The sequence below is a fragment of the Candidatus Anaplasma sp. TIGMIC genome, assembly GCF_028204095.1.
Taxonomy (GTDB): Bacteria; Pseudomonadota; Alphaproteobacteria; order Rickettsiales; family Anaplasmataceae; genus Anaplasma.
This window is the reverse complement of sequence record NZ_JAQLOH010000003.1, coordinates 21,617-34,389: the sequence shown is the minus strand read 5'-3', so window position 1 is coordinate 34,389 and position 12,773 is coordinate 21,617. Positions and strand designations below refer to the sequence as shown.

Here is a 12,773-nt window from a genome sequence, read left to right as displayed (position 1 = left end):
CGTTGATGGAGGTTTGCGTAGGAAGTTATAACATGCGGTAACGCCGTGTTGCAGATAGCTGTGGCCAGGTCTATTAAGTAGCAAGAGCCTAGTTATTGGTGTTAGTTATGCGATCGGGAGAGATACCGCATGTGGCGCGGGAATTGCGTCTATGACGCAATTCATACCACGTGATATTTGGCTGAGGTTCAGGTTTTTTGTATACACGTGTGTGTAAAAATACGTACGAGAAGTAAGCTACACTGTTGTTTAATGAGCTCCCAACCTGTTGGCCTTACTTAATAGAAACTACGCCATGCAGAGACTGGCTCTTCGCAGCTGATTTTCCTCAGTTATTGAGTGTTCTCTGTATGTTTCACTCTAGGAAGATGACTTTTGATAGCCAAGAATATGCACATGGAAGTGATACACAACTTGTCCTGCAGCCGCACCATGATTTGTTACTAGCCTGTAACCTCCCATACGTAGCCCGAGCTTATGAGCGATATGGCCTACGGTTTTGAAGAACGCTGATATGTCATAATCCGACCTTACAAAATCGTCGAACGACACATATTCTCCCTTTGGTATAACCAACACATGTACAGGAGCTTCAGGTCTTATATCATGAAATGCCAGAACGCAATCATCCTCGTACACCTTGTTACACGGCAACTCCCCTCTCAAGATCTTTGCAAAGATGTTGTTTCTGTCGTACTGCATATAACTACATTCCCTTTCCTTGCGATGTAGCTCCACGTGCCGCTTGCGACACAGGGGTAGCGTAGGGTGATTCCTGCGTTGTCCCACGGGGAGACTGATCATGAGACATGTCTTCTAGTCCCGCGGCAGCGTCTATGATCGTATCCATATTTAAGGAAGACCCGCTCTGCTGAGGCATAGAGCTACCAGCGATTCTGTCGGACTCCTCAAGGAACTGTGTTTGTCTAGTAATGTGATCGACGCCAGTGTCAGGAGAAACAGGGGAAACCCCTCCGCTCATTGAAAAGCTCTCAGCTACGCAATCATTCATCACGGCGCTATCTCGAGAAGCACCAGACGCTAGTTCTACAACGTCTGTATCGTGCGATGCACCGCGATCCGAAGCAGTCCTTTCTGCTCCACTAGCTACATCCCTACCACTGCCTTGTTCAGCAACGGGTCCTGATGTAGGCGTTTTGCTTGGGTTTTTGTACGTTTGGCTTACTAGATTGGATGTCTCCATACCGGTGTCTCGAGCATGTATCAACTCTTCCGCCAGGCTCTTAGCCAAATCAGGACTACCAATCCCCAGAGCCCCGAAGACATTTTCTATTTCCTTCTGTATATCCTCTACTGTCTTGTTATTTGTATCTATAGTTATTTTTAGCATTCTACTGAAGCCATCAGGTGAGCGTTCTACGGCCAAGCCTCCAGAATTCATTTCCAGGGACCGTCTGAGCTCTACAAGAGTCTTACACTGGTTGTTTGCCTGCATGTGTGTGAAGGCCAATCCAATATCACCAAGCCCGCCTTGCAACCCCTTGCTACTGGGGTCCAGCTTTCCTATTTCGCTGTTATCCAATGCTTCCAACAGCTGTAGAGACTCCTCACTGACCACGCCGTCTCTCAGTGAGAGCACTAGTCTCCCATCATTTTCGTAGTTGGGATTCACTAATGTTCCGCGCATCCTATCCCAGGAGAGATTTCGTATGCCGGCGGCCCTGTCATATAAAGGAGCGCCCTTGCCGACGAGATCCGCGGCGAAGTGCTTTGTAGCGCCCCATATGTTTCTCTGAGTTTTGGCTACGGAACTCTGTGTAAGGGGCAAAGTCGCATTTGCCACTGCGCGCCGCGCAAAACGCAGCGACGAAGCGAAGAATCTTCCTATTAACATGTTGACACCACGGATAATCCTGAATTATAGACCCCTAACATTCTGATTGCAAAGAAACTAAAAAGCCACAAAGCGAAACTGCGCACAGATTTAGGTATGCAAACGGACATGTTATGTTAAAATACGAGATCGTAGCCTAGCATGCTTAAGTTAACAAATACTTTAGAGTGACTAATAGTACGGAATACACGCCCGTTCTGAGGCAGTATAGATCGCTAAAAGAGCAGTATAAAGAGTGTCTGCTACTGTACAGATTAGGCGACTTTTACGAGTTGTTTTTTGAGGACGCAGTAATTGCGTCCAAGGCGCTTGATATAGTGCTTACCAAGCGTGGTGCTGACACTCCGATGTGTGGTGTTCCATATCATAGTAGTGATAGCTATCTAGGGAAGTTGGTCAAGCTTGGATATAAGGTCGCAGTGTGTGAACAGCTGGAGACCGCAGAGGAAGCAAGAAAAAGAGGCATAAGATCCTTGGTCCGGAGAGAGGTTGTGAGGATCGTAACTCCTGGGACTCTGTTAGAAGATGGAATGCTAAATGCGAAAGATGATAATTATCTTGCTTGCATTGCAAATATTGGAGACCGCTATGGGATCGCGTGGATGGAACTTTCCACAGGTCTGTTTAATGTGCGTTCAACAAGGATAGAAGATCTGGACAGCGAGATACAAAGATTAGGCCCGAGCGAGCTGTTAATTTCGGATAAGCTAAAAGAGCAGCAGTCAATGGAGCTTGTTCTGAAGAGGCATAGATGTGCGGTAACGAGTCATAATGAGAGTTTTTTTGATGCCAAGCGGGCAGAGAAGGTTTTGTGTGGCATATATGGTGTAAGTACGGTACAGGGCCTTGGTAATTTTGAAGAGGTTGAGATAGCTGCTTGTGGATCTTTAGTTGAATATGTCAGAATGACGCAGAGGGGTAATCTGCCGAAGTTGAGCTATCCTAAAGTCCGCGATAACAGCAGTTTTGTACTAATCGATGGGCCTGCGTTGCGGAATCTTGAGCTTTTTTGCACCCAATCTGGCGACAAGAAGGGCTCTCTGATCTCCGCTATTGATCGCACTGTTACGACCATGGGTGGTAGGTTGCTGAAGAGGTACCTTGCCTTTCCTGCCGCGTGCCACAATGTTATCAAGGGTAGGCAAGATGCGGTTGAGTTCTTTGTAAATCATAGGTCCATGTGCGAGATGCTCAGGGGAGTGATGGGCGGAATTCCGGATATAGAGCGCATATTGACTAGGATAAAGCTATCCAGGTGTTCTCCCAAAGATGTGTATATGCTGGGACAGGCCCTAAGTAAGATCTACGAATTGTCAAAAATCATGAGTGCTACTACGCACTCGATTGTATCCAGGATCCTTGTAGCATTGGGAGATCACAGGGCTTTGCTCAAACTAATAAGTGAGACTATTGCGGAGCACGGTGCAGTACATTGCAGAGATGGTGGGTTTATAAACCCAAGTTGCAACGAGCGTTTGGCAGAATTGGCACGCATACAGGACGACAGTGGGTCTTTGATACAGAGGCTACGCGATAAATACAGAGCGCAAACAGGGATTAGTAGTCTTAAAATATTGTGTAATAATCTTTTGGGGTACTACATAGAGGTATCCTCGTCTTATAGGGTGACCGATGAGTCGTTCATCCGAAGACAGAGTATGGTTAATAGTACGCGATACACCACAGCAGAGTTGAAGGAGCTCGAGGAAAGAATAATTTCTGCGCGTAGCGAGAGTGTGGACTTAGAGGCTCAGATATTTAAAAGTCTTTGCACTAGAATTGCTGATGAGGCACAGGGTATCGGCTTAGCTGCAGAGTCGGTGGCGGAATTGGATGTTCTAACATCACTTGCTGAAGTTGCTGTAGAGAGTAATTATGTCAGGCCTATTGTTGACGATAGTAGCAAGTTCAGAATAGTACGAGGTCGCCATCCAGTTGTTGAGGAAGGCACCGACTTTATTGCAAATGACTGTGATCTTTCGGAAGGGAGCCGTATGTGTCTTGTTACGGGGCCTAATATGGCTGGTAAGAGCACATTTTTGCGTCAAAACGCATTGATAGCAGTTTTAGCTCATATAGGTTCGTTCGTACCTGCGGAGTACGCCCACATAGGAGTAATCGATAAGATATTTAGTCGGGTAGGGGCTTCAGACAATATAGCTGTGGGGCACTCTACGTTCATGGTTGAGATGGTAGAAACAGCGGCTATTTTGAACCAAGCCACATCGCGTTCTCTGATCATTTTGGACGAGATAGGAAGAGGCACAGGCATAAATGATGGTCTTTCTATTGCTTTGGCCACTATCGAGCACATACACGATGTTACCTTCAGTAGGGCTATCTGTGCTACGCATTATCACGAGCTTCCAAAACTCAGCGAGCGTTTTGCTAATATGAAGTTTCTGTGCCTCAGAATAGAGGAGTGGAAAGGCGAAGTGGTATTTCTTCATGAGGTAGTTCCTGGTATTTCTAGTAAGTCTTATGGCATACATGTTGCAGGGTTAGCAGGTTTTCCCAAGAGGGCACTAGACAGAGCCAAGTTTTTCATGAGTAAGTTTGATGCACATGATGTCAGCTACAATAAATGTCTGGACGGTCTAGATACCGCTTGTAACAGCGTGGATGACGAGCTGTTGGTGGAAGAGAGAGAGTAAGCACCATACCTCACTATTTTTACGGCTCATTATCGAGGATCTTCATTTGGGTGATATTCTAGGGTGTCGCATATGTGCTTGTTTTGCGCTCACGTGTTGCTGTGAAGAATGATTGTGTGAAGTGTGTATAGCAGTAGGGCGTATGCCTTGGCGTCATTAATGTCTTGCGAACAATAGGGCATTAGGATGCGTTTAGAGGTATACTGTGTTACATTAGTTTTTAGCCGCTATGTGTGCTCATGTAAAACTATCGGAATCTGTTGGTCGCGCCGCAGATATAGTTTGTATTATGGTGCATCTGTTGTATCCATCCTGCATGTTCCGAATTCTTTTTTGTCTGGATAAGTGCCTAAACTAGCAAAGTGAGGTCCTGGCGAGTCTGCATAACTGCTAAGCGGTCGATCGCATTGTGCGGTGTCGACGCGAAAAATTTTGGTCTTAGACGGATAATAGGTTTGTCTACCCATGTTGAATATAGCGCGTGGCTATAGTATGGGAATGCAGTAAGTAGATTTTGTTCCTGCGACAGCGTATTAGGCCGCTGCCAAACTCCAGAGATGCCAGTGCAAATCATTACGGGCTTTTTCCACTGTAAACACGCAGAGGGCTTATAAGTACAGGCTTTCTACGGACAAAGCAGAGTTTATGTGTTTAAGTGGCGTTAGGGATGGCTTTGATGGTGTTCCGCTGTGCACACAGTTTTATGTAGTTTCACACAGGTGTTGTAGTCATAAGTTTAGTTGGTGGAGTTTCATGTTCTTCAATTAGTGCTGGCTGAAGGATTTGTACAAAACACCTTGGCATTCGCAAGTCGCTCGCACATATCACACATTGCGCTTAAGCGGATTATCGAGAATTGTGAGGAGTTGTGCTGCTATATGCTGGTAGCCAAGACAATTATGTGTGTCATTGTATTTCGAGGAAGTGCAATGACCACTAATTTTTAGACTGAGTGCAGTGTGTGGAAAGAAGAGCCTTTGTTAGAGGTCGTACATGACAGTCAAATATAATTTCCATAATTGACCAAAGCTTCAGCGCTGACGACGAATTATATGTTTAGGCGCAGATTGGCGCTGTTAAAAAGATACTTGCTTACATAACCCAGTGTTTCCCAGGGCAGAACATAACTTCTCATATGTTGTGGGAAATGTTTTAATGCATGGCGATATGACAGTCTAGGACAATCTCGAGAAATATAAGAAAGGTGCCCGAACGCGGTAGTATCTTGAAGTACGGTATGTTCTGGCAATAGCTTGCTTATGATGTCTGGCTTATAGCTTTAGTTGTTGAGACAGATGATATTTAAATGCTTTTTTCGGGACATGGGGTTTTGTTCACGGAACCTCGTGGCGTGACTCATGCAGATTTCAAAAAGGGTGAAAAATACGCAGCCTAATGGGTGGTGAGAATATATCAGAGAATTTACTGCTCCTAGGTTAGATTCTGTATTGGCTTTAACCCTTTGAGTAGAGGCATATAGCTTTGAAAAGCTCTTTTGTAGAGCATAACCAGATCTGTAAAGCTACATGTGTTTTGAATGCAAATGTGGTGTCTTTTCAAATTAGGACATACGGCTTTTCTTGAGGGCCAATTGGTACATGTAACACAAGCTACAGAGACGCAGTGAGTTTTTGATATTTTACTTTTGTGATGCTTGAAACTTCTTGTGCGATTCTGTGTTGCGACGTTTTAGGATGGTGGTAGGGGTTTGTGTGCCAATCTCCCGTGTGTTCCAGCGCTGTGTAATTTTGTGTAAGTGTGCAGAGATTTATAGAGCCACCTGCAACAATATCATAATGTGCGTAGTCTCCGATTCTGCAATGCCGTACAAAGTTATAAAACAACAAATTTTGCCCATGTGTTGACCAGAAGTTTGTTTAGGGTTTACAGGCAGTAGTTACGGATCGCATTGTGCCATGGCGCAGAATAAAGGAGGGCTGTGAGTGAGAACTATAAAGATGTTTTCGCGGTTTGCCCCGTTGACAAAATGTATCCAGCAAAAATCCACGAACCACATCTTGAACATTGAGCGGATAAACGGCGCTTAGAAGTATTGCCATGGGCTCAGCTATACGCGGAACAACAAACACTGAACAATGCTCAGCGCGCAGAGAGCGCAAGCCAGAGAACATAAATAACGCGGAGGCCTACGAAGACCTCTGCGTGTGGTTACAGTATCCCTGCAAGGATAGGACCTGGCGCTGCCTGATTGAGTTTGAAAGCTGACTTTCTTACCAAACCAGCTACTAGTTTGACCTCTTCCTCGTCGTAACCCAGGCGAACAACCTCTTTTTCGGGAAGACGCTTGTCAATCAGCAAATTCAGGATTGCGTCAAGCTTATGATACTCAGGCAACGTATCCTGGTCTGTTTGGTTTGGCTTCAGCTCAGCTGAAGGTGCCTTTTCCAGTATGGATTTGGGAATAACATTGCTCTTCGCACATAGGCTATGAACCGGTACATTACTATTTCTCCATCTTACCAGGTCATAAACTTTCGTTTTGTAAACGTCTTTAATGGGTGCAAATCCGCCACAAGAGTCCCCATACAATGTCATGTAGCCCGCACATATCTCAGACTTGTTTCCGGTGGCAAGCAGTATAAGCCCCATACTATTACTCACAGCCATCAAGTACATGCCCCTGATCCGGGACTGCATATTTTCATTGGTAACACAACCATCAATGCTACTTGTGCCAGCGGGCACCGTAACGCTCTCTGAGCAGGCACCAAAGATGGCCTCTATGCTGACGACCTCATGCGACACTCCGAGAAGGCCGGCGCACTGCTTTGCGTCATCTATGCTGCACTGCGAGGTGTATCGTGTTGGCAGCATGTACGTATATACACATTCCGGAGACAGCGCGTCTGCGGATATTGCCGCAACTAATGCTGAGTCTATTCCACCTGAGAGCCCCAGTACAACTCCCCTAAAACCACTTTTCTTAACGTAATCCCTCACAGCTAGCATTATGGTGCGGTATACGAATTCCTCATGACCAAAATGCGACAATGCAACGCTAGCACCGCTGCAAGCGTCTTTATTTGGTTCTACTATTGGAACACTACACTGATCCTGTCGCGATGAACTAGTTTTTGAATTGCCACCACTACACTCAGAAGATCCATTATTCCATGTTTCAGTGTCAGTAGTATAATCTGCCGGTACAGAGGGGGAAGATTTACCAGCTGAAGCCTGTAGCTCTAATACCTTTGTATCTTCCTCCCACATGCTAAATGCATCTGTGGACATGTTGCTGTAGATCAGGGATCCGCCGGGGAATATGCCGCTCTCATAGCCTCCAAGCATATTGAGATATATGAAACTGCCATGTTTCTTCAACACATCTTCCATGTTGCTCGAGCGAAAAAGCCCTGAGTACCCATTCTGAGACCTACCCAGTAATATCACTACATCAATGTCATCGGGTACGCCACCGTATACATCAACCCAGGTTTTCGTGCCTTGCTCTAAAGTACATCCTTCCAGTATCATGGCGACGCGCAACGAGCCCACATCAAAAACTACATAGCCAGAAGGTGCACTGTGAGTAAATGCGGGAATCTCCATAATCTTTTCTGATTTCCCGCGTGAGAGCAAATAAATCGCCTCAGTCAACATGCCATTTCTTTCCGAGACCCCGCCCACTATAGCATGGGTTCCCGAAGCACTTGAAGCCAAGTCCTGCACGCAATGATGCGAACGCTCTACAAACTCACCCGCAAGCACCGGCTCCTTGCTAAGATACCCTGAAATTGCGTACCTTCCGAACACTACCAAGTCTACATGCGAGGACTCGCACTTCCTGTATTCGGACAGCACCTTACTATAGTTCGCAGCGATGTCATAAAGACCATAATTGAGCTGTTTAACGCAAATTGTAGCCACTATACATATCCTCCGAATGACTGCCACTTTCTCGCCATTTCTAACGCGGCGTACGTGACAATGCACCGAGCCCCAGCACGTTTCATGCTGAGCAATGATTCATACATGCATTGGTCATAGTCCAACCATCCACGCAAGGCTGCAGACTTAATCATGGCATATTCTCCACTTACTTGGTAAGTGAAAACGGGAATGTCTAGATCTTTGCTAATAGACGAAAGGACATCTAAGTAAAATATACCGGGCTTCACCAACAATATGTCAGCTCCCTCGTTTACATCCATGCGCGCTTCAAGCAGTGCCTCTCTGGAATTGGCGGGATCCATATGATAGGTGCGCTTGTCTACAGATTGAGATGCAGTACGAGACCCAACCACCAGCCGAAATGGGCTATGAAGACATGAGCAATACTTTGCGGAGTATGACAAGATACTGACGTGGCTGAAAGAGCTGTTGTCAAGAAATTCCCTAATCACTCCAACCCTACCATCCATCATTTCTGAAGGCGCCACAACGTCGCATCCAGCTGCAGCCAAAACGGCGGCCTGCTTGCACAAAACGCCCAACGTTATGTCGTTATCAACAACGTCGCCAGCTAAAATCCCATCATGACCAGAAGATGTATAAGGGTCCAAAGCTACGTCTGCCATAACCCCTATGCTTGGTACAGACTCCTTGACCATGCGCACTGTTCTGCAAATAAGATTTTCAGGATTATATGCCTCCTCAGCATCAGCAGACTTTTTGCAATCTGCAGGGAATAGCATTACAGCACTTATCCCCAAGCTATGCGCTTCTGCTGCAAGATCGACCGCCATTTTCGGTGAAACGCGTTTCATGCACTCCAGACCTTCGAGCACCACACATTCAGTTTCATGCTCATGGATGAAAATGGGCAGTATCAGATCACTTGGCAGTAGAGAAGTCTCTCTCACCATACTACGAATCCACTCATGAGAACGTTTGCGCCGTAGCCGCGTTGTTGGGAACCGCATGATTGTCTTAAACCCGAGATATTGGGGCAGAGTATATTTTCTTTGCATACTCATATCAATCTATTTTTGCACCAAGTAGCAAAGCACGTACCAGGACTATGTCTTGGCTGAATATGCACCGATACCGTTGTTTTGCAAAGTGCTGTAAGGACTATCTTGTACCGTAGATATAGAGTTTGAAGTACATTGTGCGCTTCCAAAAACAGTAACCAGTGCCCCATTTTCAATAGCTCATGCAACAATGCTTAGGGACGTTATCTTAGCGAATGGATATTTGTGGTACGCAGGAGCAGTGAGTATTGCACTGTTAATATCATTCAATAATGCTGCAGATTGAGGTCAATAAATAGCCTCCTTAATTATGCGTGACTGTGAGAATTTGAGAATATACACTTGCCCGAGTTTTTGTCAGGTATAGTCAGTGCTTCCAGAAGGCAGAAATGGTGAAGTGCTTACCGTTCACAGCAGTGAGATGTTTGCAGAGGTTGTCGCCAGACACGCTGTATCGCACGCTGTGGATACTGTTGTCGTTCCCAACGATGTGGATGCAGACCACTTTCTTTTGGAGTTTAAGAGTATAGGAGGTAACTCCGTAGATGTTCTGTCATTTACAGACATTATTGATGCACATCGCTACTATCACGTAGACCGGGACAGTATATCTTGCCTGGTTCCATTGATGCAATTTATAGAGGAGTGGAATGTTTCTCATGGTTCAGAGTATCCCCCCTGTATAGCTGAGGAATTGCTGCTCTTATTGAAAGAAACGTACATGAACTGTGGTGATGTCAGTGTTTTGTCTTCACTGTCTTACAGTGAAAGTCTAGCGGAGCACTGGCGTTTGAAGTCAGAATTCTTAAGGGACTTTGCAGCCTGGTGGAAGCGTACTCTTCCTACAGAGCAAGGTACTGTGTCGGCTTACCAGCTGGTGGACAACTTCATTGCGAGCGTGCAGGCATCAGGGAAGAAGGTCATGTCTGCCGGAATAGCCTTCAATCGCGTGTTTGTAAGCTTTTTGAAGGCCCTGCAATGTGTTGCTGACAGCAAAATAATCCTTCCATTTTTGGACCTTGAGCTTTCAGAGGACGCATTGGATGCTGTGGAAGAGGGGCATTATCAGCATTTTCTGATGCAGCTTCTAAGACAGCTTGGTATCGAAAGAAAAGAAGTGAGGCGTATAGGTGATGTACGCCGTGGTAACAAGGTTTTGAGTGCAGTTTTCAACTTTGAGTTACCGGACAACAATACTCTCAACTCTTGCGCGTACGGTGAGGAGCTATCAAATATAAAATTGGTAACATGTGACTCCGAAAACGAAGAGGCAGTCAAAATCGTGGAGATTTTGCAAAAATATGCTTCTGACCCTGCAGAGTGTACAGTTAATAAACCGTGTGATGATGAAACGCAAGGCAGTGCTGCATTATCTAATGAGTTCCGTGATTCCGCTACGAGTTCTAAGAGCGCTAAAAAAATCGTTGAAAGTTTCAGGTGCCTGAATAAGAGATGCGTTGCGTTCATAGGTGGTGAATCTTTATTGGAAAGGGTGCATTCTATTTTGTCGGTAGAGGGTGTCGAGCCCTCCGTAACCGACTGTGGTCATATAGTATCTTCCCTGGTTAACAGCGTATTGGAGGTCGTTCTGTCCGCCGGTGAGGCTGCGCATCTATTAGCGTTGTTGAAGCACCCACTTGTCACTTTGGGTTATGAAGAGGAACAGTATCGCTCGATAGTTTCTGAATTTGAAATCGACATTATAAGGAAGAATTCCGTATCGGGGTTTGATGCGATAGGTAATGTCATAAGTGAGAAAAGCCCGGAGTTAGTTGAGTTTTGGTGCAACGTGCAAGAAGTGCTTCGAGGACTTGTGTGTCTTCGAAGCACTCACTCAATGGGCGAGATTCTAGGTGAGCATTGGAGCTGTATAAGGAGTCTTATTGCTGGCAAGCACCGTGATATGTCGGCCTATCGCAGTTCTGCACTCGACGAGATGGAGAATTTTTTTACCGAAATGTACAAGTACTGTACTACCGCGGAAGTATTTTCTATGCAGAGCTACAGAAGGGTATGCACAGAGGTTGTGGCGCACTACTTTTGTGCACGAAGTAATGAACTATCAGCCATGAGTTTTGCCAGGAACGAAGTGGTTATAATTGCAGGATTTAACGATGGCGAGTACTCGTTGTTGCCGTGTAAAACCCTGATCAACAATGATATGCGTTTACAAATTGGTCTTCCCACCGTGGGTGAGTATGAAGGATATATGAGATGTATCTTGTACGGTCTTTTGCAGGCAAATTGTGCTTATATCACAAGAGCAGCAGAACGTCGTGGCAAGGCCATGGAAGCCCCCGTACTTTTCAGATATATGAGTTTTTTGATGGGTGTTTCACCAAACGCTAGTGATACCCATTCAACAGAGGACATCATGGCCACTGATGGCATTGTAGCTCCTGAAGAGGTTATCGTGCATGTTCCAAATCCTGGGCTCGATGTTAGGAAATCAGCCCTTTCTGAATTAACTGCGGCAGCTGTAGCAATGTTGGTTAATAATCCTTATGTGTTTTACACACGCCATATTCTGGGCATACGCCCGGTGAATGAGGTCAATACAGGGAGAATAGCACCGAACTTTGTTGGTGCAGTTCATAGGATATTGTCAAAATACCTGCGTAGCGTAGGCGTTGGCAGCGACTGTTATGCCTTTATGGAAATGGCAAGGCAGGAATTCTGCCGAATAAGCATAGGATATCCATATGTTGAAAAGCTATGGTGGCCTCGGTTTAAGAGGATGTCTGAGGGATTTTTGCAAGTTGATGCGGAGAGAAAACGTAGCATTTCGAAAATAGACACAGACTGTGGTTTTTCTTGGAAAGTGAGCGATGAAATAACAGTAACGTCGCAGTGTGAAAGGGTGGAGTACTTGAAGGACGGAAAGTTATCAATTGCGTGCTATAAAGTTGGTTCAGTCCCTCCTCAGGTCGACATACAGTGCGGCTTTGAACCCAGGGGGATAATAGAGTCTATTTGTGCCACAGATAGCACGGGTATAGAGGATGTCTCTTTTGCGTATTGGAGGATCACTCCAGAAGCTGTGGAGATTACGGAGATCTCAGATTTTGCCAATGTTCTAGAAACGGCTAGGAGCGGGTTGAAAGGCTTTTTAGTCAAATATAGAGAGGAGATGACCCCGTTTCAACAACGGGAAGATTTTTCTAAGTTTGTCGAGTATGAACTTTTTTCCAGGATAAGGGAGCGTATTTCCATATACAGCAGACGATGGTAAACGTATACGGAGGGAGTAGCACATTATCGCATTGTGTGAGCGGACGTTTGGTTTTGTGCACGGCAAGTACTGAGATGTTTTAGATGGTGGCTCCAGAA

Annotated in this window: 6 protein-coding genes; 2 read left to right on the top strand and 4 right to left on the bottom strand. The window is 45.6% G+C overall.

The window, feature by feature from the left end:
- Positions 1–360: 360 nt before the first annotated feature.
- The gene (locus tag PGW94_RS00665) at positions 361–702 is read right to left on the bottom strand and encodes a histidine triad nucleotide-binding protein (protein ID WP_271757464.1); all 342 of its coding nucleotides are present in this window, start codon (positions 700–702) and stop codon (positions 361–363) included.
- A 4-nt stretch (positions 703–706) separates the two neighbouring features.
- Positions 707–1,855 (bottom strand): hypothetical protein, encoded by a 1,149-nt coding sequence (locus tag PGW94_RS00660; protein ID WP_271757461.1) that lies wholly within the window; start codon positions 1,853–1,855, stop codon positions 707–709.
- Positions 1,856–2,022: 167 nt separating this feature from the next.
- On the opposite strand from PGW94_RS00660, the gene mutS reads away from it, so the two are divergent.
- Positions 2,023–4,509, top strand: a complete 2,487-nt coding sequence (gene mutS / locus PGW94_RS00655; RefSeq protein WP_271757458.1) for a DNA mismatch repair protein MutS — start codon at positions 2,023–2,025, stop codon at positions 4,507–4,509.
- 2,169 nt (positions 4,510–6,678) lie between these two features.
- Here mutS and nadE read toward each other — a convergent pair.
- On the bottom strand, positions 6,679–8,397 hold the full coding sequence (gene nadE / locus PGW94_RS00650; RefSeq protein WP_271757454.1) for an NAD(+) synthase: 1,719 nt from the start codon (positions 8,395–8,397) through the stop codon (positions 6,679–6,681).
- Positions 8,397–9,392, bottom strand: coding sequence for a porphobilinogen synthase (hemB, locus tag PGW94_RS00645; protein WP_271757449.1), 996 nt, complete (start codon positions 9,390–9,392; stop codon positions 8,397–8,399). Before hemB ends, nadE begins: the two co-directional genes overlap by 1 nt.
- A gap of 421 nt (positions 9,393–9,813) precedes the next feature.
- Between hemB and PGW94_RS00640 the strand changes: the two genes are divergently transcribed.
- Positions 9,814–12,675: a hypothetical protein gene (locus PGW94_RS00640; protein WP_271757441.1), complete on the top strand. Its 2,862-nt coding sequence runs from the start codon at positions 9,814–9,816 to the stop codon at positions 12,673–12,675.
- Positions 12,676–12,773: the final 98 nt, after the last annotated feature.